This is a genomic window from Nonomuraea sp. NPDC047529 (assembly GCF_040642995.1).
Classification (GTDB): domain Bacteria; phylum Actinomycetota; class Actinomycetes; order Streptosporangiales; family Streptosporangiaceae; genus Nonomuraea.
This window is the reverse complement of the sequence record NZ_JBEYTJ010000031.1, coordinates 23,256-47,142: the sequence shown is the minus strand read 5'-3', so window position 1 is coordinate 47,142 and position 23,887 is coordinate 23,256. Positions and strand designations below refer to the sequence as shown.

Sequence of the window (23,887 nt, the reverse complement as noted above, 5' to 3'; positions counted from 1 at the left end):
ATTCTGACCCCACCCCGCGAATCCGCAAAAACTACCCGCCGGTAGCCAAGCGGAATATCCTTCTGGCATGCACGTCACGTCCAGCGGCAAGACCCGGCAGATCACCGCCCCCTTCACCGGCGAGCCGCTCGCCGAGCTGCCCATTTCCACGGCCGACGACGTACGCCTGGCCTACGAGCGAGCCAGGGCCGCCCAGGCCGAGTGGGCGGCCAGGCCCGCCGCGGCGCGGGCCAGGCCCTTCCTGCTGCTGCACGACGCCATCCTCGACCGCAGGGACGAGATCCTCGACATCGTCCAGGACGAGACCGGCAAGGCCCGCAAGCACGCCTTCGAGGAGGTGCTCGACGTCGCCGGGTGCAGCCTCTACTACGCGCGGCGGGCCCCCGGCCTGCTCGGGCCGCGCGGCCGCAAGGGCATCTTCCCCGGCGCCACCCGCGTGGCCGAGCTGCGCCAGCCCAAGGGCGTGGTCGCGCTGATCTCCCCGTGGAACTACCCGCTCTCCCTGGGCGTGACCGACGCCGTGCCCGCGCTGCTGGCCGGCAACGCGCTGGTGCACAAGCCGGACACCCAGACCGCCATGTCCACGTTGTGGACCATCGACCTGCTGGCCGAGCTGGGCATGCCGCGCGAGATCTGGCAGGTCGTGCTGGGCGAGCCCGCCGAGATCGGCGACGCGCTGCTCGACGACGCCGACTACGTCGCGTTCACCGGGTCGACCAGGGGCGGCAGGAAGATCGCCGAGGAGGCGGCCAAGCGGCTCATCGGCTGCTCGCTGGAGCTCGGCGGCAAGAACCCGATGGTGGTGCTCGCCGACGCCGACCTGGCGCTCGCCGTCCAGGGGGCGATCAGGGCCTGCTTCACCAACGCGGGCCAGCTCTGCCTGTCCATCGAGCGGCTGTACGTGCACGCGTCCGTGTTCGACGACTTCGCCGCGCGCCTGGTCAAGCAGGTCGGGAACCTCAAGCTCGGCGCGGGCCACGACTGGTCGGTCCAGATGGGCTCGCTCACCTCGCGACGCCAGCTCGACGCGGTCAGCGCCCACGTGGACGACGCCGTGGCCAAGGGCGCGACCGTGCTGACCGGCGGGCGGGCCAGACCCGACCTCGGCCCGCTGTTCTACGAGCCGACCGTGCTCACCGGCGTGCGCGACGACATGGACCTGTGCCGCAACGAGACGTTCGGGCCGGTGGTCGCCCTCTACTCCTTCACCTCGGAGGAGGAGGCGGTCGAGCTGGCCAACGACACCATCTACGGCCTGAACGCCTCCATCTGGACCACCGACCTGGCCCGCGGCCGCGCCCTGGCCGCCCGCGTCAAGGCCGGCACGGTCAACATCAACGAGGGGTACGGCTCGGCCTACGCCTCCTACGACGCGCCCATGGGCGGCATGAAGGCGTCCGGTCTCGGCCGCCGGCACGGCGCGGAGGGCCTGCTGCGGTACACCGAGTCCAAGACCGTGGCCTCGCAGGCGTCCTGGCTGGGCTTCGAGCCGCCCTTCGACCTGACGTACGAGACGTGGGCCGACGTCCTGGCCGGCACCCTCAAGACGATGCGGAAGCTGCGGATCAAGTGACGTTCGACGTACTGGTCATCGGCTCGGGGTTCGGCGGCAGCGTATCGGCGCTGCGGCTGAGCGAGAAGGGGTACAAGGTCGGCGTGCTGGAGGCGGGCCGCCGCTTCGACGAGTCCACGCTGCCGGCCACGTCGTGGAAGCTGCGCGACTTCCTGTGGGCGCCCTGGCTCGGCATGAAGGGCATCCAGCGCATCCACGTGCTGCGCGGCGAACGCGGCACCGGCGTGATGGTGCTGGCCGGAGCCGGGGTGGGCGGCGGCTCGCTGGTCTACGCCAACACCCTCTACGAGCCGCTCGACCCCTTCTTCCGGGACCCGCAGTGGGCCGGCATCACCGACTGGAAGTCGGAGCTGGCCCCCCACTACGACCAGGCCAAACGCATGCTCGGCGCGGTCACGAACCCCACCTTCACCCGCGCCGACGACATCATGCGCAGGGTCGCCGACAAGATGGGCGTCGGCGACACCTTCCACCTGGCCCCGGTGGGCGTCTACTTCGGCGAGGACGGCGTCGACCCGTACTTCGGCGGCGCGGGCCCTGAGCGGCGCGGCTGCATCGAGTGCGGGCAGTGCATGACGGGCTGCCGCCACGGCGCCAAGAACACGCTGGTCAAGAACTACCTCCACCTGGCCGAGCAGGCGGGGGCCCGGGTCTACCCGGAGTGCACGGTCACCTCGGTGCGTCCGCTGCCCTCCGGCGGCTACCGGGTCGTCGCCCGCCGGACCGGGTCGGCGCTGCGCCGCCGTTCGTTCACGGCCAAGCAGGTGATCTTCGCGGCCGGCACGTACGGCACCCAGCGCCTGCTGCACAAGCTGCGCGCCACCGGCGACCTGCCCCGCCTGTCGCCCAGGCTCGGCACGCTGACCAGGACCAACTCCGAGGCCCTGCTCGGCTTCGAACGCACCTCGGCGGGCGGCGAGAAGCTCAACAAGGGCGTGGCCATCACCTCCTCCATCCACCCCGACGCCGAGACCCACATCGAGCCCGTGCGCTACGGCGACGGCTCCAACGCCATGGGCCTGCTCCGCACCCTGCTCGTGGACGGCGGCCAGTCCCGCTGGCGCGGCCTGCTCCGGGAGGTCGCCGCGCGGCCCATGGAGGCGCTGCGCCTGCTCGACCTGCGCCGCTGGTCGGAACGGACCGTCATCGCGCTGGTCATGCAGGCCAAGGACAACTCGATCACCATCCGGCGCACCCGCTGGGGCCTGCGGTCGGCCCGCGGCCACGGCGAGCCCAACCCGACCTGGATCCCGGCCGGGCACGAGGCCGTACGGCACGCGGCGGCCGAGATCGGCGGGGTGCCCGGCGGCACCTGGCTCGACCTGTTCGACATCCCGACCACGGCCCACTTCCTCGGCGGCTGCGTGATCGGCGACTCGCCCGAGACCGGCGTGATCGACGCCTACCACCGCGTCCACGGCCACGAGGGGCTGCACGTGGTGGACGGCTCGGCGGTGTCGGCCAACCTGGGGGTGAACCCGTCGCTCACCATCACCGCGCAGGCCGAACGGGCCATGTCCCTGTGGCCCAACGCGGGCGACCCCGACCCCAGGCCCGCCCCGGGCGCGCCGTACGTGCGGCTGCCCCCGGTGGCGCCCCGCAGTCCGGCCGTGCCGGAGCGGGCTCCGGGCGCACTGCGTCTGTATACACTGTAAACGTGAGTGAGCGAGGGACGGCGGCGCGCATCGAGGCCGTGGCCCGGCGCATCCTGCTGGAGGAGGGCGCCGAGGCCGTCAGCATGCGGCGCGTGGGCGAGGCCGTGGGCGTCACCGCCATGGCCATCTACCGGCACTTCCCCAACAGGGAGGCCCTGCTGCGTGCCGTCGCCGACGCCGCCGCCCGCGAGCTGGCCGAGGCGTGGGCCCGCCGGCCCCGGACGGGCGGCCTGGAGGAACGCGTGAGGGCGGCGCTCGACGACTTTCTCGACTTCGCGCTCGGCAGCCCCCACCTGTACCACTTCCTGATCTCCGACGCCTGGGCGCGGGCCCGCCGCTTCCCCGACGACTTCCACGACGGCCAGGGCCCGCCGTTCAGCGTGGTCGTGGCGCTGGTCGAGGAGGGCATGCGCACGGGCGTGCTGCGCGAGGACGACCCGCTGGAGACCACGCTCGCGGTCACGGCGAGCACCCAGGGCCTGGTCCAGCAGTACCTGAGCGGCCGGATGGGCATGGCGGAGCCCGACTTCCGCGCGCTCTGCCATCGCACGCTGACCCGGGTGCTCGACGGCCTGCGGAATAAACCCGCCGTGCCGCCGTGTCGTTGACGGACATGAAGATTCGTTACGCCGGTGGTCCTACCGCCGTCATCGAGCTGGGCGGCGTGCGGCTGCTGGTCGACCCCACCTTCGACGCGCCGGGCGACCACCCGGTCGGCGCCAGGGTGCTCAAGAAGACGGCCGGCCCCGCCTTCGCCCCTGACGAGGTGGGCCCGGTGGACGCCGTGCTGCTCTCGCACGACCAGCACCCCGACAACCTGGACAATGCGGGCCGTGCGCTCCTCGCCACGGTGCCGCTGGCGCTGTCCACCGCGTCGGCGGCCGAGCGGGTGGGCGAGCCGGTGCGCGCCCTGCCCAACTGGAGCGAGACCGAGGTCGGCCCGGTGCGGGTGACCGGCGTGCCCGCCCAGCACGGCCCCGACGGGACCGAGCACCTGACGGGCGAGGTCACCGGCTTCGTGCTGAGCGGCGAGGGCCTGCCCACCGTCTACGTGAGCGGCGACAACGCCTCGCTCGACGTCGTACGGGCCGTGGCCGCCAGGTTCCCCCAGATCGACGTGGCGCTGCTGTTCGCCGGCGGCGCGCGCACCCCGCTGGTGGACGGCTTCCTGACGCTGACCAGCGAGGACGCCGTCACCGCCGCCGACATCCTGGGCGCGCGGCACGTCGTCCCGCTGCACTTCGAGCAGTGGGCGCACTTCACGCAGGGCCGCGACACGCTGGAGAAGGCGTTCGCGGGGCTCGGCGAGCGGTTCGTGCTGCTCGCCCCTGGCGAACAGGTGGAGCTTTCCTGACCTCGTCCTGACATGGTGGTCCGGTGAGCTGGAGCACGCGCGCGCTCGACGCGCTGGCCGCCGGGCCCCCCACCAGGCTGATCGACTTCCCCGTCCGGGTCCCGGGCGTGCGCCTGCTGCTGAAGGACGAGTCCGGCCAGCCGACGGGCAGCCTGCGGCACCGGCACGCCAGGGCCCTGTTCCGGCAGGCGGTGCTCGACGGCCTGGTCACCGAGGGCACTACCGTGGTCGAGGCCACCGGCGGCAACGCGGCGGTCGCGCAGGCGTGGTTCGCCCGGCGGCTCGGCCTGCCCTATGTCGTGGTCATGCCGGGGAGGCACGACCCGGCGCGGGCTCGCGCGGTGGAGGCGCTCGGCGGCGAGTGCCGGTTCGTCACGCCGCCGCTGGCCATCTACGACGCGGCCAGGCGGATCGGCGGCCACTTCCTCGACCAGTTCGGCCGGGCCGCGCCGCACGACCTGGCCGAGGAGCTGTTCGCCCAGGTCCGTCCCGACTGGGTGGTGACGGGCGCGGGCACGGGCGCGACCTCGGCCACGCTGGGGGCCGTGGCCGGGCAGTTCGGCTGCCGGGTGGCCGTCGCCGATCCCGACAATTCCGCGTACTTCCCGGGCTGGACGCTCGACGTGCCCGACTACGCCACCGGCATGCCCTCGCGGATCGAGGGCGTCGGCCGTCCGCGCGTGGAGCCGGGGTTCCGGCCCGACCTGGTCGATCTGGTGGTCCCGGTGCCCGACGCGGCGAGCGTGGCGGGGGCCCGGCTCATCAGGGAGGTCACCGGGCTGCCGGTGGGCGGCTCGTCCGGCACCGCGCTGTGGGCCGCGCTCGACCTGGCCGCGCGCATGCGGGCCAGGGGCGAGACCGGCACGGTCGTCTCGCTGGTGGGCGACGCGGCCGACCGGCACCTGGCGACCTACCACGACGACGCCTGGGCCGCCGCCAAGGGCCTCGACGTCGCCGCACGCCTCACCGAGCTGCGGAAGCGGGTCTGATCCAGCCCTCCAGCCCCGCCAGGAAGTCCTCGAACAGGTGGCGGTGGATCGTGTGCTCGGCCCCCGCGACCACGCGCACCTCGAACCCCTTGCCCCGCAACTCCTCCTGGAACGCCGGCGGCACCAGGAGACTCGGGTCGGCCACCTGCACCAGCGACGGCACGACGGGCGCGGGCGTGAAGTCCATGCCGGACGCCTCGACGAGCGACAGCGCCGACCCGCGGTCCCAGCGTGCGAGCATCTCGACCTCGACCGCCACCTCCTCGGCCGAGAAGCCGGGGTGCAGAGCGGCGATCAGCTCGCCGGTCTCGTCGGTGAACTCCGCCATCGACTCCAGGGCGCCGCTCTCCGGCGTCGGCAGGCGGAAGGCCGGATCGGAGTAGATCGCCCGTACGGGCATGAGCCGTTCGACGGCGAGGCCGAGCGTGAGACCGCCGAGCGAGTGCCCGATGGCCAGCTCGGGGTGCGCGGGCACCGACTCCGCCAGCGACGAGGCGAACAGCTCGGGCGGATAGGCGTCGGCGCGGGGGCTCTCGCCGTGGCCGGGCAGATCGACGGCGATGACCCGGTAGCCGCGCGCGGCCAGCTCGGGGCCCACCCGCCACCAGCAGCGCGAGTCGGCCATGATGCCGTGGACGAGGACGGCCAGGCGGTCGCCCGAGCCCCATTCACGAGTGTGCAGCTTCATGCGGCAGCCTCTCCAGATTATACGTATAAGCAGTTGATACCATCCACCCCGTGAACACGACAAGGGGGGACCGCCCGCCGACCAGCGTCGACGTGGCCAGGGCCGCGGGAGTCTCACAGGCCACGGTCTCCTACGTGCTCACCGACAACCCCCACGCCCGCGTGAGCGAGGAGACCCGCAGGCGGGTCCGCGACGCCGCCGCCCGGTTGGGCTACGTGCCCGACGCCGCCGCCCGCACGCTGCGTACGGGCCGCAGCGGCATCGTGCTCATGCCGCTGTCGCGGGCCAGGGTGGGCCGGCTGGCGCAGCAGGTGTTCGACGAGCTGGAGGAGGAGTTCAGGGCCCGCGGCTACACCCTCGTCCAGTACGGCGAGCGCACCCTCAAGGGCGTGGCGGCGGCCAGGAGCTGGCTCGCCCTGCGGCCCTCGGCCGTCATCGTCGAGGCCGCGCGGCTGACCAGGCCCGCCGTGGACCTGCTGCACGCCTCGGGCGTCCGGGCCGTCGTCGGCCTGTCCGACCAGCCCTCGCCCCTGGTGCCGGCCGTGGTGTTCGACCACCGGGCCCTCGGTGCCGCGGCCGCCCGCCACCTGGTCGAACGGGGGAGCCGGCGGCTGGCGGCCGTCGTGCCCCGGGAGGAGGGCGTCGACGCCATGGGACGGGCCCGGCTGGCGGGGGTGCGGGAGGTCGTTCCCGGGGCCGCGCGCATCGACCTGGCCTTCTCCGAGGAGGAGGCGGGGCGGATCGTCCGCGCGGGCGACCTGCCCGACGGCGTCTTCGCCTACAACGACGAGTACGCGATGTTGCTGATCAGCGCGTTGCAGGACGCCGGTCTGCGGGTCCCCGAGGACGTCGCCGTCGTCGGCGCCGACGACTTGCCGATCTGCACGCTCATGCGGCCCCGGCTGACCAGCGTGCACTTCGACGCCACCGCGAGCCCGGCCGACCTGGCGGGCGAGGTCGACGGGATCGTCCGAGGAGAGCGGCCGTCCGTGGCCGGCGAGGTCGTCGCCCGGTTCGAGCCCCGGCTGGTGATCAGGGCCAGCGCCTGAGGTGCGTAACGAGTTGGACGCGCGTCTTGTCAGCCCTTCCCGTGCGACCTACAGTCCAGAGCAATCGTCGGTGATACGTATCATCACTGCTCGGAAAGGTCCCCCCATGGCTGAAGTTCTGAGCGGCGCGCACAGGGACACCCGGCGGCTCGGGCCGCTCCACCTGACGCTTCCGCTGGCCAACGTCGCCGTCATGTTCCTGTGGATGAGCGTGGGCGCGTTCGTCCTGCCCGTGCACGTGCAGCGCATCACCGGCGTCAACGACGTGGCCGCGCTGGGCCTGGCCAACTCGATCGGCCCGCTCATGGCCACCCTCGCCAACCCCGTCTTCGGCCAGATCTCCGACCGGACCAGGTCACGCTTCGGCCGCCGCTCGCCGTGGATACTCGGTTGCGTCCTGCTCGGCGTGCTCGCCCTGTTCGCGCAGGCCAACGCGGGCAGCGTGCTCATGCTCGGCATCAGCTGGGCGGGCGTGCAGACCATCATGAACGGCTACCAGGCCGCCATGACCGCGATCCTGCCCGACCGGGTCCCGCCGAGCCGGTACGGCACCTACTCCGGCCTGTTCGGGCTCGGCACGCCGCTGGCCACCATCGCGGCGTCGATCATGTTCGTCGTGTTCCCGCAGTTGGCCGCCGGCGGGGCGTACTACGTGGCGATGGTGCTGCTGCTGGTCGCGGCGGTGCTGGTCGTGGTCGCGACGCCGGACACGTCCTCGGTGGGGATGGCGCGCGAGCCGTTCGGCCTGAGGGCGTTCCTGGCCGGGTTCGTACGCCCGCTGAAGAGCCCGGACTTCACCTGGGCCTTCGTGTCCCGCTTCGGCGTCATGCTCGGATATTTCGTCATCTTCACCTTCAACCTCTTCCTCCTTGAGGACTTCATCAAGATCCCCAAGGGCGAGGTGGTCGCCACGATGGGCCTGCTGATGCTTACGGGCCAGGCCGCCACGCTGCTCGCGGTGCTCGTGATCGGCCCGATCTCCGACCGCCTCGGCCGCTTCCGGCTGTTCGCGCTCGTCGCCGGACTGTCCTCGGCGGTGTTCCTGGGCATCCCGCTGGTGATGCCGACGTTCGAGGGCATGATCGTCTACAACGTCGCGCACGGCATCGCGTTCGGCGTCTACCTGGCCGTGGACATGGCCCTGGTGGCGAAGGTGCTGCCGGACCCCGACGACGCGGGCAAGGACATGGGCGTCATCAACATCGCCAACGCCGGGCCGCAGATCCTGGCGCCCGCCCTCGCCGCCGTCGTGGTGGGGACGGGCGGCTACCCGGCGCTGTTCGTCGTGGGCATCGTGATCTCGCTGGTCGGCTCCGTCGGGGTCCTCAGGATCAGGGCCGTGCGCTAGCGTCGGCGACATGACAGAACTTGACCCCAGATTGCGCGCGATCACCGACTTGATGGTGTCCGAGGCGCGCGAAGGGGGCGGCAGGCACGAGTACGACGGCCAGATCCAGGACCTGTCTCCCGAGGGCGTACGGGCCGGTCTGGAGCGCCTGGGCAAGGGCGAGGCGCCGGCCGACCCGCACGACGCCGAGCACCTGCAGATCTTCGAGGAGACCATGCGCGCCCAGCTCGGCGAGCTGGAGCTGCACCGCAGGAACCCGCTGATCCACCTGTCCAACCTCGACCTGGCCTGCTACGACCGCGACTACGGCCCCGAGGCCGAGCGCGCCGCCGCCAAGGCCGCCCACCTGGCGCAGTGGCCGGCCGCCGTGGACGCCGCGATCGCCTCGCTCGACCAGGTCGCGGCGCCGGTCGCCACGTCCCTGCTGGGCGCGGTGAAGGGCCTGGCCGCGGGCATCACCGACGAGGCCGCGATCGAGGCCCACGGCAGGCTCGTGGCCCACGTCGCGCGGGCCGCCGCCGAGGGCGACCCCGACGCGGCGCTCGGCGGCGCGGCCCTGGTCAAGCTCATGAGCAGCGCCGAGGGCCTGCCGGTCGACCTGGGCAGGCTGGCCGAGCGCGCCGACGCCGAACGCGACCGGCTCATGGGGCTGCTCGCCGAGTCCTGCGCGAAGCTCGGACGCTCCGAACCGCCCCTCGACGTCGTACGCGAGCTGGTCAAGGACCACCCCGACGCCGACGGCGTGATCGAGGCGGCCAGGATCGGCACCGAACAGGCCATCGCCTTCACCCGCGAGAAGGACCTCGTGCCCTACCACGACGGCGAGTGCCTGGTCGGGCTGGCGCCGGAGTCGCGCCGCTGGGCCATGGCCATGATGGCGTGGAACTCGCCGGGCGAGCCCGAAGGGCCCTCCTGGTACCACATCACCCCGCCGGACGCGTCCTGGAGCGAGCGCGACCAGGAGGAGTGGCTGGAGGTCTTCAGCGCCACCACGCTGCCCGCCATCAACGTGCACGAGGTGGCCCCCGGCCACTTCTCGCACGCCCGCGCGCTGCGCCGGGCCCCCTCGGACGTGCGGCGGCTGCTGCAGTCGATGGCCTTCGTCGAAGGCTGGGCGCACTACGCCGAGGAGTTGTGCGTCGAGGAGGGCTTCGCGCCCGACGACCCGCGCTTCGAGATCGGCGTCTGGGTGGAGGCCCTGATCCGGGTCACCCGGCTGGCCTGCGCGATCGGCGTGCACACCGGGCAGATGACGGTCGAGGAGGGCGCCAGGCGCTTCGAGTCCGACACCCACCTGGCCGGTCCCGCCGCGCTGTCGGAGGCCCGCCGCGCCTCCTTCGACCCGACGTACGGCCGCTACACCTGGGGCAAGCTGCTCATCCTCGACCTGCGCGAGCAGGCACGCGAGCAGTGGGGGGCGGGCTTCACGCTCCAGCGCTTCCACAAGGCGCTGTTCGACCTCGGCTCGCCGCCCCTGGGTTTGCTCGGCGCGATCCTGTAGCGTCGGGGGGACCGAGCGAGCGCTAGGGAGGTTCAGGCGGTGCGTGAACTGTCCGGCAAGGTCGCGGTGGTGACGGGCGCGGCCAGCGGCATCGGCAGGGCCCTGGCCGTCCGGTTCGCCGCCGAGGGCATGGCGTTGATGCTGGCCGACGTCGACCCCGGCGGGCTGGCCGGGACGGCCGCGCTCGCGGAGAAGGCGTCCGCCGGGCCGGGCGAGGTGCTCACGCAGGTCACCGACGTCTCCGACGCGGCCGCCGTGCGGCACCTGGCCGACCGGAGCTTCGGCGAGCTGGGCGCGGTGCACGTGCTGTGCAACAACGCCGGCGTCTACCAGGGCGGTCACATGTGGACCAGGACCGCCGAGGACTTCGCCTGGCTGCTCGGCGTGAACCTGTGGGGCGTGCTGCACGGCGTGCACGCGTTCGTGCCGCGCATGATCCGGCAGGACACCGAGGGGCACGTCGTCAACACCGTGTCCGTGGCCGGGCTGCTCGCCGCGCCGGGCGCGGGCGGCTACGCGATCACCAAGTACGCCGCGCTGGCCGCCTCCCAGTCGCTCGCCCAGGACCTCGCCACCGTGGGCTCCAAGCTCCGCGTGACCGCGCTCTGCCCCGGCGCGGTCCGGACGCGGATCGACGACTCCGACCGCTCCCGCCCGGCCGACCTGGTCACCACCCCGACGGACGACGAGTCGGCCGCCCGAGAGGCCGTCGCGGCGGCCATGGCGCGCGGCGTCGAGCCCGCCGAGGTCGCCGCCCTCGTCGTCCGGGCCATCCACGAGGAACGTTTCCTCGTGCTGACCCACCCCGAGTTCGGCGACCGCCTGCGCAGGCAGACCGAGCTCCTGCTGGCCGGCGACCTGCCCGGCGCTACCAGCGGCGCTCGTGGACCAGCACGCTCACCACGCTCCCACGCCGGGGATTGACCAGCAGCCGGACGAAGTCGCCCGGCAGCACGTCCTGGTAGAACCGCTCCTTGGCCCGGTAGGCCGGCGCCCGCTCCGAGGTGCCGTCGTGCACCGCCACGTAACAGGTGCGCGAGGAGGACAGGTCGTCGCCGTGCTCGGTCACGATCCAGCGCTTGACCACCCGGCCCTCGACCTCCTGCCGCTTGGCCGCGCCGCCGTCGCGGGGCGCGGGCTCGACCAGGACGCCGCGCCACTCGTCGCCGGTGAAGATCCACTCCTGTCGCGGGTCCACCGGCGCGGGCTCGGGCCCGGCGACCTCGCGGCCGAGCGGCGTCAGCAGGAAGCCGCGCCCGCCCAGCAGCAGCGCGGTCCCGGCCACGAACGCCCCCGCCGTGGCGATCCAGCCGGGCCACGACACGCCCGCCTGGGAGATGGTGACGTACCAGGGGACGGCGAGCGTGGCGGCCAGCAGCAGCGGCACGAGCATGCTCTGCCAGCGCCGCCGGGCCAGCCCGAGGTCGATGGCGCTCTGCCGCACCAGGGGCACGAACTCGGCGTCGAGGTCGCCGCTGTCCGGCATCACAGCGACGACCGGCGCCTGCGGCGCTCCCGCCAGCCGCGCGGCCATCCGGTCGAGCACCCACCGCTCGTACGGCCACAACTGCCCCTCGCCGTTCGCGGAGAGCGTGAGCCGGTCGCCCCGGATCGTCAGGAACCCGCGCCTGGCCAGGTCGAAGACCGTGGCGTGGAAGACCTCGCCGGCGCGCAGCCCGCGTAAGAGCTCGACGACGGACGGCGGCGCCTGGGGAGCAGGGACGGGCGGGGGAGAGGCGGCCCGGCGCGTCGTCAACCCGAACGCGGCGGCCAGCGCGGCGGCCCACACGACCCACGCCAAGGCCGGCCAGACAAGATCCACCGTTCTGTGTTAGCACGAGTGCGGGTGTGAGGCCAGGCGTAATACCCGAGGCCGATACAATGAAGGCACCGCATTTCGCCTTTGGGGGGTTCTCACGGTGTCTGAATTCGACACAGTGCTGGTGGTCGACTTCGGCGCACAGTACGCGCAGCTCATCGCCAGGCGGGTGCGCGAGTGCCACGTCTACTCCGAGATCGTGCCCTCGACGATGCCCGTCGAGGAGATGATGGCCAAGAAGCCCAAGGCGATCATCCTGTCCGGCGGCCCGTCCTCGGTCTACGCCGAAGGCGCGCCGCCCGTGCCGCACGGCCTGTTCTCGACCGGCGTGCCCACGTTCGGCATCTGTTACGGCTTCCAGGCCATGGCCCAGGCGCTGGGCGGCGAGGTCGCCCGCACGGGCGTCGCCGAATACGGCGGCACCGCGCTCCAGGTGCTCGACGAGGGCGTCATCTTCCAGGGGCTGCCCGCCGCGCAGACGGTCTGGATGTCCCACGGCGACAGCGTGGCCGCGGCCCCCGAGGGCTTCGCGGTGACCGCGTCCACGAGCGAGACGCCGGTCGCCGCCTTCGAGCACCCCGAGCGCGGCCTCTACGGCGTGCAGTTCCACCCCGAGGTGCTCCACTCCGAGCACGGTCAGGCCGTGCTCAAGCACTTCCTCGACGCGGCCGGCTGCCGTCCGTCCTGGACGATGCTCAACATCGTCGAAGACTCCGTCGAGTCCGTGCGCCGCCAGGTCGGCGACGGCCGCGCCATCTGCGCGCTGTCGGGCGGCGTCGACTCCGCGGTGGCCGCCGCGATCGTCCAGCGGGCCATCGGCGACCGGCTCACCTGCGTCTTCGTCGACCACGGGCTGCTGCGCAAGGGCGAGGCCGAGCAGGTCGAGCGCGACTTCGTGGCCGTCACGGGCGTCAAGCTGCGCGTCGTCGACGCCTCCGACCGCTTCCTGAAGGCGCTGGAGGGCGTCACCGACCCGGAGGAGAAGCGGAAGATCATCGGCCGCGAGTTCATCCGCGTCTTCGAGGACGAGCAGCGCGCCATCATGGCCGACGGCCCGGTCGACTTCCTGGTCCAGGGCACTCTCTACCCCGACGTCGTCGAGTCCGGCGGCGGCACGGGCACCGCCAACATCAAGTCCCACCACAACGTCGGCGGCCTGCCGGAAGACCTCCAGTTCAAGCTGGTCGAGCCGCTGCGCGCGCTGTTCAAGGACGAGGTCCGCAGGGCCGGCGAAGAGCTGGGCCTGCCGCCCGCCATGGTCTGGCGGCAGCCGTTCCCGGGCCCGGGGCTCGGCATCCGCATCGTGGGCGAGGTCACCCGCGACCGCCTGGCGCTGCTGCGCGAGGCCGACGCCATCGCCCGCGAAGAGCTCTCCCGCGCCGGCCTCGACCGGCAGATCTGGCAGTGCCCGGTGGTGCTGCTGGCCGACGTGCGTTCGGTGGGCGTGCAGGGCGACGGCCGCACCTACGGCCACCCGGTCGTGCTGCGGCCCGTGACCTCCGAGGACGCGATGACGGCCGACTGGGCGCGGGTGCCCTACGACGTCCTGTCGCGCATCTCCACCCGCATCACCAACGAGGTACGCGAGGTCAACCGGGTGGTCGTCGACGTGACGAGCAAGCCCCCGGGCACCATCGAGTGGGAGTGACGCCGTTGTGCTGACGGTCCGGGCCGGCTTCGGTCCGGACCGTTCGCATGTCCGGCCATGAGCGGTTAATGCAGGTCAGAGCATTGGTTATGGTGGAAAGAGGTCGATTCGCCGTGCCCGCCGGATCCTGGCCCGTGACGATTGCTCAGCCCGTGGACGCATACCGGAAAGTTTTCTGGGAAAAGTCGGTGAGTTTGGGCCAAATCTTGGCCGGAGTGGGCAGTGGGGCACCTGAGGCGTCGATTCGCTAGAGCTCGGTGCCGGTGACGAAGGGTGCAATTGCCAACATGGCCCATGCGAGTGAGGATGACCGGCAGCCGTTGGTGTTGCTCGTGGAGGACGATCCGCAGGATGCGCTGATCGTCCAGGCGCTGCTGGAGGACAGCGGCCTCGCCGTGCGGCTGGAGTGGGCGCGCTCGGTCGACGAGGCGCGCAGGGCGCTGGCCCGGCTGCGTCCCCAGTGCGTGCTGCTCGACCTCGGCCTGCCCGACTCCTACGAGTTCTCCGCGTTGTCGTCGGTGCTGGAGGAGGCCGGGGACGCCGCCGTCGTCGTGCTGACCGGCCTGGCCGAAGAGGGCGCGGGCCTCGCCGCGGTGACCGCCGGAGCCCAGGACTACCTGGTCAAAGGCCGGGTCGAGGCCGAATGGCTGGGCCGCACCCTGCGCTACGCCATCCAGCGCAAGCAGGCCGAGCAGGCGGCCGTGGCGCTGCACACCGAGCGCATGCGGGCCAAGGAGAACGCCCGCCTGGAGCGCGGCCTGCTGCCGTCGCCGCTGCTGCAGCAGATGCCGCTGGAGGTCGCCTCCCGCTACCGGGCCAGCCGCGGGTCGTCCACGCTGGGCGGCGACTTCTTCGACGTCGTCGAGACCGACGACAAGGTCGTGCACGCGGTGATCGGCGACGTGTGCGGCCACGGACCCGACGAGGCCGCGCTCGGCGTCTGCCTGCGCATCGCCTGGCGCGCGCTGGTGCTCAACGGCGTGACCGGCGTCCCCCTGCTGCGCCAGCTCGAACGCATCCTCCTGGCCGAACGGGCCGGCTCGGAGATCTTCGTCACGATGTCCACCGTCGTCCTGGAGCCCGACCGGCACACCATGCGCGTCTGGCGCGCCGGGCATCCCGGCCTGCTGCTGCACACGGCCGACTCGGTACTCCTCGCCGACCCCCGCCAGGGGCCCGCGCTCGGCCTGCCCATCGAGGCCGATTGGGAGGAGGACCTGCTGGAGCTGCCCGAGGGCGGCGGCGTGACGCTCTACACCGACGGCCTCTTCGAGCGACGGCTGCCGGGGGAGGCGCCGCGGTGGCTGGGCGAGGAGGGCCTGTTGGAGCTGTCCCACCGGTGGACCGGCCTCGGCAGCGAGGCCCTGCTCGACGCGATCCTCGCCGACGTCGAGGCGGCCTCCGTCCACGACGCGACGGCCGACGACGTCGCCGTCGTGCACCTGCGCTGGAAAGACGAATCGTGAGCGGACAGGCGTCCGTGCCGGAGAGGCGGGCCGTGCACAAGGTTTCCCGTACGCGGGCGGATGAGCAGGGCTGGCGGCGGCTGACCGTGCACGGCTGGTTCGTGCTGATGATCGCGGCCGTGTCGGTCCTGGTGGTCACCTGCGTCGTGGTCGCCACCGTGATGCTCGACCGCACCGCCCGGCTGTCGGACCAGGTCATCCTGCGCATCTCGCCGGCCAGGATCGAGGCCGCCCAGTTGCGCAGCACGCTCATCGACCAGGAGACCGGCGTACGCGGCTTCCTGCTGACCGGCAACGAGGACTTTCTTGAGCCGTACACGGCGGGCGTGGAGGCCGAGCGGCGCAGCCGCGAACGCATCGCCGCGCTCATCGGCGACCGTCCGGAGCTGAAGGGCGAGCTGCAGGCCGTCAGCGACACGGCGGCCGCCTGGCGGCGCGACTACGCCGAGCCGCTCACCGCCGACAAGCGGGCCGACGGCGTCATCTCCGCGAGCCGCATCGAGAGCGGCAAGCACGCCTTCGACGAGATCAGGGCGCTGCTCGACCGGCAGGACGACCGGCTGGCCAAGACCCGCCAGCGCGCCCAGGAGGAGCTGGCGCGGGTCGAGCAGGTGCGCAACCTGGCCTTCGTCATCATGCTGATCCTGTTCCTGCTGGCCGGCGTCGCGATGGCGGTCCTGCTGCGGCGGGCGATCGGCCGTCCGCTCGACGAGCTGCGCGAAGCCGCCCGCGACATCGCCGGCGGCGACTTCGACCGGGTCATCCCCGTCAGCGGGCCGGCCGACATCCGCGAGGTCGCGCGGGACGTGGAGTCGATGCGCACGAAGATCGTCTTCGCCCTCGACGAGTCCCGCAAGCAGCACGTCCTGCTGCGCGAGCAGGCGGCGGGCCTCGACGCCCAGGCCGAGGAGCTGCGGCGGTCGAACGCCGAGCTGGAGCAGTTCGCCTACGTCGCCTCCCACGACCTCCAGGAGCCGCTGCGCAAGATCGCCACGTTCTGCCAGCTGCTCCAGAAGCGCTACGGCGACGTGCTCGACGAGCGCGGCGTCCAGTACATCCACTTCGCCGTCGACGGCGCCACCCGCATGCAGGTCCTGATCAACGACCTGCTCACCTTCTCCCGCGTCGGCCGCCTGTACGACGACCGCAAGCCGGTCGAGCTGGAGGAGTCGCTCGACAAGGCACTGGTGGACCTGTCGACGGTGATCGAGGAGACCGGCGCCGAGATCGAGCGGCCCGACCCGCTGCCGAACGTGATCGGCGACCCCACGATGCTCGGCATGCTCTGGCAGAACCTCGTCGGCAACGCGCTGAAGTTCCGCGCCCCCGACCGCGCACCCCGCGTCCGGATCACCTGCGAGCAGCGGGAGAAGGAGTGGCTGTTCTCGGTCACCGACAACGGCATCGGCGTGGACGCCGAGTTCGCCGATAAGATCTTCGTCATCTTCCAGCGCCTGCACAGCCGGGAGGCGTACAGCGGCACCGGCATCGGCCTGGCGATGTGCAAGAAGATCGTGGAGAACCACGGCGGTACGATCTGGCTCGACACCGGCCACACCGAGGGAGCCCGGATCAGCTTCACCCTGCCCGCCGTCACCGACGAAGGAGCACCCGAATGACCGTCCAGCCCATCGAAGTGCTCCTGGTGGAGGACGATCCCGGTGACGAGCTCATCACCCGCGAGGCGTTCGAGGACAACAAGATCCGCAACAACCTCCACGTCGTGCGCGACGGCCTGGAGGCGCTCGACTTCATCTACCAGCGCGGTGCGCACGTCGGCGCGCCCCGGCCCGACCTCGTCCTGCTCGACCTCAACCTGCCCAAGTACGACGGGCGGCAGGTGCTGGAGAAGATCAAGGGCGATCCGGAGCTGCGGGCGATCCCGGTCGTCGTCCTGACCACCTCCTCGGCCGAGGAGGACATCCTGCGCAGCTACAAGCTGTTCGCCAACGCGTACGTGACCAAGCCCGTGGACCTGGAGCAGTTCATGGCCGTCATCCGGCAGATCGACGAGTTCTTCGTCACCGTGGTGCGGCTGCCCGGCCGTACCCGGCTGCCCGACGGCCAGGATCTGGCCTAGCCGCCTTCCGCGGCGGGCGTGGCCCGGCGGCGCAGCGCCCGCCACGCCCACCTGGCCGCGGCGAGCAGCAGCCGTCCGACGCTCCCGACGAGCAGCGGCACCAGCAGCAGCCCGACGAAGATCGGCGTGGCCATGTACCGGAAGTCCTGCGCCGAGATGTTGGCCAGCACGGCGAGCTGCTGCCCGGCCACGACCGCCGCCACCCCGAGCACATAGCGGTTGCGCAGGGCCAGCGCCCCGAGCGCCACCGCCGCGTACGACAGGTAGGCCCACGACGCCCCCCGCCACAACACCCAGTCCCACTCCGGGGCCAGCGCCCCCGTCAGCCACGGCTCGGCCACCTGGTTCAGCTCGGCCGACAGCGGCCGGAGCGAGAACACCCCACGACCGGCGAAGTCCGGCACCTTGCCGGGCCCCACGTACGTGTCGGCGGTGGGCCGCCGGGAGAACCGGTACGTCATCCCGCCCACCACGAACGGGTCCTGCACCGGGCTCCACGCGATCGCCCCCCGGCACAACCGGGCGTCGACGATCATCCCGGGCTCGCTGGTCAGCAGCCGTTTCCACAGGTCGAGCAGCTCGGTCGCGTGCGCGTCGGCGGCCTGCCAGCTGAAGTCGCGGCGCCAGATGAGCAGGTTGACCGTGGCGCAGGTGCCGCCCTCCCACCACCTGGTGAGCGGCGCGACCGAGGTCATGAGCGCCTTGTCCTGCTCGGTGAACAGCTCAGGACGCTCCCTGAACGCCACCGCCACGTCGGCGAAGGCCGTGTGGTAGACGTACGTGCTGGACGGCGGCGTGATGCCGAACCGCGGGAACAGCAGGTTGGTGAGCAGCAGTGGCACGGCGGCCGCCACCGTGCCGACGAGCGCGAGGCGTACCCGTCGCGTGGCGACGACCACCAGCAGGACGACGACGGCGATGCCCACGACGAGGAAGCCGTTCGCGCGGAAGAGCCCGAGCAGCGTCATGAGCACGCCGAGCCCGGCCAGGGAGACCCGCCGGCGCGCGGCCATGCGCGCGCAGACCCCCGCGATCATGATCGCGCAGATCGTGAACGGCACGTCCTTCCACAGCGTGACCGTGAACGCCCCGACCGTCGGCGTCACCGGCGCCAGCACCGCCACCAGCGTCGTGGCCCACCGCGGCGCCCCCGACGCCCCGAGCGACCGCGCCAGATAGGTCAGCGCCCCCGCCATCGCCGTGGTCTGGGCGAACGAGACCGCCCCGAGGTCACCGGTCTTGGTGAAGCTCAGCCACAGCAGCGCGTCGTAGGCCACCGAATGATCGCTCATCCACGGCCCGACGACCGTGTGGCTGAGATAGAGCACCGAGTCGCGGCTGAACAGCCCGGGGTAGTAGGCCGCCCACCAGCAGGCGAGCACCGCCTGGATGATCAGGAAGGTCGCGAGCGCGCCCCACGGCCTGGGACGCGCTACGGCACCGACACTCTCCATGGCTCCAGCACTTCGGAGGGAGGCGTGCTCAGAAGTAGCTCACTCCGGACTCCGGCACCTTGCCGCGCAACAGCGTCGGGACGGTGACGAGGGTGTAGCCCTGCTTCTTGAGCTCCTTGAGGATCTCAGGCATCGCCTTGACGGTCTGCGGGACCGTGTCGTGCATGAGGATGACGCCGTCGCGCTTGGCCAGCTTGAGCACCGTCGCCTTGATCTTCTTGGCGTCGCGCAGCTTCCAGTCGAGGGTGGTGCCCGTCCACAGGATCTCGGCGAGGTCCTGCTGGTCGGCCATCCGCAGCACGCGCTCGTCGGTGTGTCCGTAGGGCGGGCGGTACATCTTCGGCCGGCGACCCGTGGCGTCCTCGATGAGGGCCTGCGTGGTGCGCAGCTCCTCGATGATGTCGTCGTCGCGCAGCGTCGGCAGCGAGGGGTGCGAGTAGGTGTGGTCGCCGATCGCGTGCCCCTCGGCGGCCTCCTGCCGAGCCAGCGCCGGACGCCGCTCGACCTGCTTGCCGACGAGGAAGAAGGTGGCCTTGGCCCCTTCCTTCCTGAGCACCTTGAGGAGCGTCGCCGTGTGCTCGCTCGGGCCGTCGTCGAAGGTCAGCGCCAGGCACTTGAGCCGGGCACAGTCGATCTTCGGGGCGGCGGCCGCGGGCGTGGCGGTCAGGGCCAGAGTGGCCGCGAGGAGGGCGTGAATCACCACAGGCGACAGCCTAGAACCATCCGGGCCCGCCCGTGCGCGCGGACATCGACTTGAGACCTGCGCCCTGGCTCGCGGCCTGCTCCGGCATGGGACCTTCCGCAAGCTTGGGACCCGCCCTCGATCCGGCTCCGGCGTGGGACCCGCCCTCGGCCCGGCTCCGGCAGCCCCCGCGCCTACCGCCCCAGCCTGGCCCGCAGGAAGAGCGTCACACCCTTCAGTGACCTGACCGGCAGATACCGCTCGGCGCGCACCACCATCGACAGGCCCGCGTTGACCACCGCGGGCGTCCGCTGCAGGTCGCTGCCCTGCGACCGCCGCCGGTGCCGGGCCACGAGCGGGCGCAGCAGCACGTTCCAGCTCCACAGCCGGTCCACCTTCAGCCCGGCCTTCTCCACCACGACGGTCAACGTGTCGCGGCCGTAGCGGCGTACGTGCCCCACGGCGTCGTCGTGCGCCGACCACAGCGCCATGTCGCACGGGACGGCGATCAGCGCGTGCCCGCCGGGCGCCAGCACCCGGGCGATCTCCTCGGTGACGAGATGATCCTCGTGGATGTGTTCGAGCACGTCGAACGCGGTCACCAGGTCCATGCTCGACGTCTCGAACGGCAACGCCCGCGCGTCGGCGTGCACGGCCTTGAGCCCGCGCTCCCTGGCCACCTCGACCGCCGTCTCGCAGTAGTCCGTCGCGGTGGCGTCCCAGCCCGCCTCGACCAGCACCCGGGTGTTCCCGCCGCCGGCCGCGCCGACGTCGAGGGCCCGCCCGGGACGGCCGAGCTCGCGCAGCTCCCTGCGGAGGATCGCGCGCCGCTCCCGGTACCACCAGTGGGTGTCCTCCAGGTCGAGCAGCCGACGGATTTCAGTGGTTTCCATGTACCTGGTTCCTTGTGCGGGAGAAGACCCAGCGGTCCAGTGCGGTGAAGCGGATCAGGGTGAGCAGTCCGTACGTGGCGACCACCGCGCTCATCTCCATCAGCCGCCCGGCCCCCGGAGAGACGCTGCGCAGCCCGAGCACGGCGGAGGTGGTCAGGAGGTAGTTGGCCACGAAGAGCAGCGCCGCCCGGAAGTGCATCGCGGTACGCCGCCCGCCCAGCCGGTTGAACGTCCACCGCCGGTTGGCCTCGGTGTTGACGAACCCGGTGAGCACGAGCGCGCCCAGGTTGGCCGGCGCGGGCGCCCAGACACCGCGCAACGGCAGGTAGATGAGCGCGTACAGCAGGACGGAGAACACGCCGATCGCGGCGAACGAGGCGAACTTCGCCAGCGTCACCGCCCTCGGCCGGGCGACCACCGCGTCGGGATGCGTGGGCGTGAGTTCCGAACGCGTCACCTCGACCTCGGCCCGGCCCATCGACATCGACCAGGCGACCCTGGCCAGCCCCTTCAGGTCGTCGATCGCGGTCCTGACCACCCGGACGCGCGAGTCGGTGTCCTCGATCCAGTCGACCGGCACCTCGTGCACGCGCAGGCCGTTGTGCTCGGCCAGCAGCAGCAGCTCGGTGTCGAAGAACCACGCGTCGTCCTCGATCTTGTCCATGAGCGGCCTGACCACGTCGGTCCTGGCCGCCTTGAACCCGCACTGCGCGTCGCTGAACCTGACCCCGAACCCGTACCGGAGCAGCGCGTTGTAGCTGCGCGAGACCACCTCGCGCCTGATCGAGCGCAGGGTGCGGGCGCTGTGCGCGAGCCGGGTGCCGATGGCGATCTCGGAATGCCCGCTCGCCACCGCCGCGACCAGCGGGAACAGCGCGCCGAGGTCGGTGGACAGATCGACGTCCATGTACGCGACGATGTCGGCCGGGCTCTCCCGCCAGGCCGCCTTGAGCGCGGCTCCCCGGCCCCGGATGTCGAGCCTGCGGGCGTGCACCCGCTCGTGCTCGGCGGCCAGCCCGGTGGCGATGTTCCAGGTGTCGTCGGTGCTGCCGTTGTCCACGACCGTGATGCGCCACGGCAGCGGGAACCTGTCCTCCAGGAACCCGGCCAGCGTGCGCACGCAGCCCGGCAGCGCCCGCTCCTCGTTGAGCACCGGGATGACGATGTCGACGGCCGCCAGGCCGGCCGAGGTGTCCAGGACGTTGGGGCTAGGGTCCATGGCGGCGCGCGTGTCCATAGAGTTCCCTGATCGCTTGTGGCGGTAGGTTCACGGAAATGGTGCTGGGGGCGTCCAGCGGGGCGCGTGCCGTTTCTCGTCACCATTCCATGAACGGGGACAAGCTTTACCCGGCTGTGAGCTCGTACACGGAGGAGTCGGCGTTGCGGAAGCGCAGTTCGGCGTATTTCCCCAACGCCGGATCATTGCCGGTGAACAGCCATTTGACGCCGTATTTCTGCCGGAGCCTGCGGACGTTCGCGGCCGACGGCTCGCGGAAGGCCGCGTCGTTGTCCGCCAGCCTGGCCTGGTCGGCGAACGGCACCTGGAGGTAGGGGGTCACGAACAGCTCGGCGCGCGACAGCGTGCTCTCGGCGTACGCCCAGCCCTCGACCAGCACCCGGCGCTCGGTGAACCCCGACACCCAGAAGTGCCTGCTGTCGCACGTACGGCGGGGCGCCGGGTTGCGGCAGTGCAGGTCGGTGGCGACCACGTCGCCGGGCGAGGAATGGTCGCGCAGCCACCGCCCGGCCTCCAGCGCCCCGGCCGGGATCAGCCGCTCGCGCTCCCACGACTCGGGCGCGACGTGCACGACCACCTCCCGCAGCGAGGTCGGCACGGCGTACCCCGCCAGCAGCGCCACCACCGCCAGCGAGAACCCCTTCCGCCGGAACGCCAGCACCACCACGGCCACCGCCGCGAGCACCAGGTACGGCACCATCACCCGCACCAGCGTCTCGCCCGGCGGCTCCAGCCGCGCGGCCACGACGGCCACCGCGACCCCCAGCCCGGCCAGGCCCGCGACCACCGCCCACGGCACCCGCCGCCGATCCATGGCCGCCGTCACCCCGCACACCGCGGCCACCGACAGGTACGGCCGCACCCCTTCGAGGAAGTAGAGCTGCGCGTCGGAGGGATGGCCGAGCACCATGATCGCGCCGATGCCCGCCAGCCCGATCCCGACCGGCAACAACACCGCGGGGTCCAGCAGCCGCGCCTTCAGCCCCGCCACGCCGCCCCACACGCAGACCAGGCAGAACAGGTGGACGCCGGCGAACACCAGCACCGGCCCCCACGGCTCGGCGGCCAGCGCGGGCGGCTGCACGTCCGCCACCACCCCCCACAACGTGCGCATTGTGGCGAACGGCGCCACCACCGTGCCCTGCGCCCCCCGCCCGAACACCACGAACTGCGCGATCAGCAGGCACCCGAACGTGATCGCCGTCGGCACCACCCACTCCAGCCGCGGCCGCCGGTCCACCGGCAACCGCACGACCAGCACGAACACCAGCCCGGCCAGCAGCATCGGCAGGAACGTCGCCTTCGCCCCGGTCAGCGCGAGCAGCAGCACGGCCACCGCCGCCCACCCCTTCGGCCGCATGGCGGTGAGCACCAGCACCACGGGCGCGAACAACAACGCGCCGAACGTCTGCGTCGGGCTGGCCCACGCGGTGAACATCGACCGCGAGGTGAACACCACGCCCTCCTGCAGCGCCGGGGCGAACAGGAAGTACGTGACGCCGACCGCCGCGACCCCCGCCCCCCACCGGCCGTCGAGCCGCCGCCCGAGCACCGCCACGAGCACGACCATCGCGAACGTCATCGGCAGCGTGGACAGCCGGTAGACCAGCGTCAGCGGCTCGATCCCGGTGACCCAGCTCGTGGCCGCCATCTCGGCGTAGACGAACCAGTGGTAGGACAGCCGCTCGCCCAGCACCGACGGCACCGTGGGCGGCACGTGGTTCCTGACCTCGCCGAGCAGGGCCAGGTGGTAGGGCATGTCGACGTACGCGTCGGTGATCGGCACCCGGTAGAGCGACCGGGCGCAGAAGGCCAGCAGGTAACCGGCGACCCCCGCCAGCGACCAGGCGCACCACCAGGGCATGCGTTCGCGTTCGGCCCGGCCCCGCCAGTGACGCCGCAACCGCGGCACCACGAGGAACGCCCCGACGACCGTGACGGGCCAGCCCAGCACGAGCAGCGGCAGGCCCGCCGCGCGGGCGGGGATGTAGGCCAGGACCTCGACCGCGTACCCGAGCGCCAGCCCGGCGGCCACGTCCTCGGCGAGCGTCCGTCCGCCGCCGGTGAGGGCCCGCCACAGCAACGTCCCCGGCAGCGCCACCCCGAGCCCGACGTACGCGGCGAAGGCCGCCAGGTCCCGTACCGAAACCCCACACCACAGCAGCACCCACACCGCCGCACCGAGCACGACCCCCGCCGGCACCCACCCCGACAGCTCCCGCCCCGGAAACCGGAGCCCCCGCCGCCCCGCCACCCCCTCCACCAGAACAACCGTCATCCCACCAACCCCCTACTCAACCAACCCCACAAACCCGACCCTCCCGCCGAGCCCCCAGCGAACGGGAAGGCACACCCGCTTCACCCCCGAACGACAACCCCAGGCAGCGGACCAGCCGTTCCACCCTCAACCGGCGGCCCCTCCCTCAGGACCCCCTCAGCACCAAGCGGCGG

Annotated in this window: 20 protein-coding genes; 13 read left to right on the top strand and 7 right to left on the bottom strand. The window is 72.2% G+C overall.

Going from position 1 to position 23,887, the window contains the following annotated elements:
* The first annotated feature begins 67 nt into the window (after window positions 1-67).
* From ABZ815_RS36890 to ABZ815_RS36870, 5 genes are read left to right on the top strand one after another with little or no spacing between them, the layout of a single operon-like run.
* Entirely contained in the window at window positions 68-1,573 is a 1,506-nt protein-coding gene (locus ABZ815_RS36890; RefSeq protein WP_357705858.1) for a succinic semialdehyde dehydrogenase, read from the top strand.
* Window positions 1,570-3,228 (top strand): GMC family oxidoreductase, encoded by a 1,659-nt coding sequence (locus ABZ815_RS36885; protein WP_357705857.1) that lies wholly within the window; start codon window positions 1,570-1,572, stop codon window positions 3,226-3,228. The genes ABZ815_RS36890 and ABZ815_RS36885 overlap by 4 nt, the downstream gene beginning before the upstream one ends.
* 2 nt (window positions 3,229-3,230) lie before the next feature.
* Complete coding sequence (locus ABZ815_RS36880) at window positions 3,231-3,836, top strand: TetR/AcrR family transcriptional regulator (RefSeq protein ID WP_357705856.1); 606 nt, start codon at window positions 3,231-3,233, stop codon at window positions 3,834-3,836.
* A gap of 5 nt (window positions 3,837-3,841) precedes the next feature.
* On the top strand, window positions 3,842-4,582 hold the full coding sequence (locus tag ABZ815_RS36875) for an MBL fold metallo-hydrolase (protein ID WP_357705855.1): 741 nt from the start codon (window positions 3,842-3,844) through the stop codon (window positions 4,580-4,582).
* A gap of 23 nt (window positions 4,583-4,605) precedes the next feature.
* Entirely contained in the window at window positions 4,606-5,571 is a 966-nt protein-coding gene (locus ABZ815_RS36870) for a pyridoxal-phosphate dependent enzyme (RefSeq protein ID WP_357705854.1), read from the top strand.
* Here the strand turns inward: ABZ815_RS36870 and ABZ815_RS36865 are convergent.
* Window positions 5,546-6,259 carry an alpha/beta fold hydrolase gene (locus ABZ815_RS36865; RefSeq protein WP_357705853.1) on the bottom strand — a complete coding sequence of 238 codons (714 nt, stop codon included), beginning with the start codon at window positions 6,257-6,259 and terminating at the stop codon, window positions 5,546-5,548. The two genes, ABZ815_RS36870 and ABZ815_RS36865, sit on opposite strands and share 26 nt — an antisense overlap.
* 50 nt (window positions 6,260-6,309) lie before the next feature.
* Between ABZ815_RS36865 and ABZ815_RS36860 the strand changes: the two genes are divergently transcribed.
* From ABZ815_RS36860 to ABZ815_RS36845, 4 genes are all read left to right on the top strand, one after another.
* Window positions 6,310-7,308 carry a LacI family DNA-binding transcriptional regulator gene (locus tag ABZ815_RS36860; RefSeq protein WP_357705852.1) on the top strand — a complete coding sequence of 333 codons (999 nt, stop codon included), beginning with the start codon at window positions 6,310-6,312 and terminating at the stop codon, window positions 7,306-7,308.
* A gap of 106 nt (window positions 7,309-7,414) precedes the next feature.
* Window positions 7,415-8,656: an MFS transporter gene (locus tag ABZ815_RS36855; protein WP_357705851.1), complete on the top strand. Its 1,242-nt coding sequence runs from the start codon at window positions 7,415-7,417 to the stop codon at window positions 8,654-8,656.
* A gap of 10 nt (window positions 8,657-8,666) precedes the next feature.
* Entirely contained in the window at window positions 8,667-10,157 is a 1,491-nt protein-coding gene (locus ABZ815_RS36850) for a DUF885 family protein (RefSeq protein ID WP_357705850.1), read from the top strand.
* A gap of 39 nt (window positions 10,158-10,196) precedes the next feature.
* Window positions 10,197-11,081 carry an SDR family NAD(P)-dependent oxidoreductase gene (locus ABZ815_RS36845; protein ID WP_357705849.1) on the top strand — a complete coding sequence of 295 codons (885 nt, stop codon included), beginning with the start codon at window positions 10,197-10,199 and terminating at the stop codon, window positions 11,079-11,081.
* Here ABZ815_RS36845 and ABZ815_RS36840 read toward each other — a convergent pair.
* On the bottom strand, window positions 11,026-11,979 hold the full coding sequence (locus ABZ815_RS36840) for a hypothetical protein (RefSeq protein WP_357705848.1): 954 nt from the start codon (window positions 11,977-11,979) through the stop codon (window positions 11,026-11,028). The genes ABZ815_RS36845 and ABZ815_RS36840 overlap by 56 nt on opposite strands.
* Before the next feature lie 97 nt (window positions 11,980-12,076).
* Here ABZ815_RS36840 and guaA point away from each other — a divergent pair, with 97 nt between their 5' ends.
* The 4 genes from guaA (at window position 12,077) to ABZ815_RS36820 (ending at window position 17,170) form a co-directional block, all read left to right on the top strand.
* Window positions 12,077-13,624: a glutamine-hydrolyzing GMP synthase gene (guaA, locus tag ABZ815_RS36835; protein ID WP_357705847.1), complete on the top strand. Its 1,548-nt coding sequence runs from the start codon at window positions 12,077-12,079 to the stop codon at window positions 13,622-13,624.
* 287 nt (window positions 13,625-13,911) lie between these two features.
* Window positions 13,912-15,090, top strand: a complete 1,179-nt coding sequence (locus ABZ815_RS36830) for a SpoIIE family protein phosphatase (protein WP_357705846.1) — start codon at window positions 13,912-13,914, stop codon at window positions 15,088-15,090.
* Entirely contained in the window at window positions 15,087-16,709 is a 1,623-nt protein-coding gene (locus ABZ815_RS36825; protein WP_357705845.1) for a CHASE3 domain-containing protein, read from the top strand. The genes ABZ815_RS36830 and ABZ815_RS36825 overlap by 4 nt, the downstream gene beginning before the upstream one ends.
* Window positions 16,706-17,170 (top strand): response regulator, encoded by a 465-nt coding sequence (locus ABZ815_RS36820; RefSeq protein WP_357705844.1) that lies wholly within the window; start codon window positions 16,706-16,708, stop codon window positions 17,168-17,170. Before ABZ815_RS36825 ends, ABZ815_RS36820 begins: the two co-directional genes overlap by 4 nt.
* Here ABZ815_RS36820 and ABZ815_RS36815 read toward each other — a convergent pair.
* The 5 genes from ABZ815_RS36815 to ABZ815_RS36795 form a co-directional block, all read right to left on the bottom strand.
* Complete coding sequence (locus ABZ815_RS36815; protein WP_357705843.1) at window positions 17,167-18,624, bottom strand: hypothetical protein; 1,458 nt, start codon at window positions 18,622-18,624, stop codon at window positions 17,167-17,169. The two genes, ABZ815_RS36820 and ABZ815_RS36815, sit on opposite strands and share 4 nt — an antisense overlap.
* 28 nt (window positions 18,625-18,652) lie before the next feature.
* Window positions 18,653-19,327 (bottom strand): polysaccharide deacetylase family protein, encoded by a 675-nt coding sequence (locus tag ABZ815_RS36810; protein WP_357705842.1) that lies wholly within the window; start codon window positions 19,325-19,327, stop codon window positions 18,653-18,655.
* Window positions 19,328-19,500: 173 nt separating this feature from the next.
* Entirely contained in the window at window positions 19,501-20,199 is a 699-nt protein-coding gene (locus ABZ815_RS36805; RefSeq protein ID WP_357705841.1) for a class I SAM-dependent methyltransferase, read from the bottom strand.
* A complete protein-coding gene (locus tag ABZ815_RS36800) occupies window positions 20,186-21,436 on the bottom strand; it encodes a glycosyltransferase (protein WP_357705840.1) in 1,251 nt (416 codons plus the stop codon). Before ABZ815_RS36800 ends, ABZ815_RS36805 begins: the two co-directional genes overlap by 14 nt.
* A gap of 106 nt (window positions 21,437-21,542) precedes the next feature.
* Complete coding sequence (locus ABZ815_RS36795; protein WP_357705839.1) at window positions 21,543-23,714, bottom strand: hypothetical protein; 2,172 nt, start codon at window positions 23,712-23,714, stop codon at window positions 21,543-21,545.
* Between the last annotated feature and the right edge of the window lie 173 nt (window positions 23,715-23,887).

Excerpts from the sequence above, each read along its gene's own strand:
- ABZ815_RS36820 (WP_357705844.1), top strand. The coding sequence starts at position 16,706 with ATGACCGTCCAGCCCATCGAAGTGCTCCTGGTGGAGGACGATCCCGGT.
- ABZ815_RS36850 (WP_357705850.1), top strand. The coding sequence starts at position 8,667 with ATGACAGAACTTGACCCCAGATTGCGCGCGATCACCGACTTGATGGTG.
- ABZ815_RS36805 (WP_357705841.1), bottom strand. The coding sequence starts at position 20,199 with ATGGAAACCACTGAAATCCGTCGGCTGCTCGACCTGGAGGACACCCAC.
- ABZ815_RS36795 (WP_357705839.1), bottom strand. The coding sequence starts at position 23,714 with ATGACGGTTGTTCTGGTGGAGGGGGTGGCGGGGCGGCGGGGGCTCCGG.
- ABZ815_RS36815 (WP_357705843.1), bottom strand. The coding sequence starts at position 18,624 with ATGGAGAGTGTCGGTGCCGTAGCGCGTCCCAGGCCGTGGGGCGCGCTC.
- ABZ815_RS36830 (WP_357705846.1), top strand. The coding sequence starts at position 13,912 with ATGGCCCATGCGAGTGAGGATGACCGGCAGCCGTTGGTGTTGCTCGTG.
- ABZ815_RS36855 (WP_357705851.1), top strand. The coding sequence starts at position 7,415 with ATGGCTGAAGTTCTGAGCGGCGCGCACAGGGACACCCGGCGGCTCGGG.
- ABZ815_RS36865 (WP_357705853.1), bottom strand. The coding sequence starts at position 6,259 with ATGAAGCTGCACACTCGTGAATGGGGCTCGGGCGACCGCCTGGCCGTC.
- ABZ815_RS36800 (WP_357705840.1), bottom strand. The coding sequence starts at position 21,436 with ATGGACACGCGCGCCGCCATGGACCCTAGCCCCAACGTCCTGGACACC.
- ABZ815_RS36890 (WP_357705858.1), top strand. The coding sequence starts at position 68 with ATGCACGTCACGTCCAGCGGCAAGACCCGGCAGATCACCGCCCCCTTC.
- ABZ815_RS36875 (WP_357705855.1), top strand. The coding sequence starts at position 3,842 with ATGAAGATTCGTTACGCCGGTGGTCCTACCGCCGTCATCGAGCTGGGC.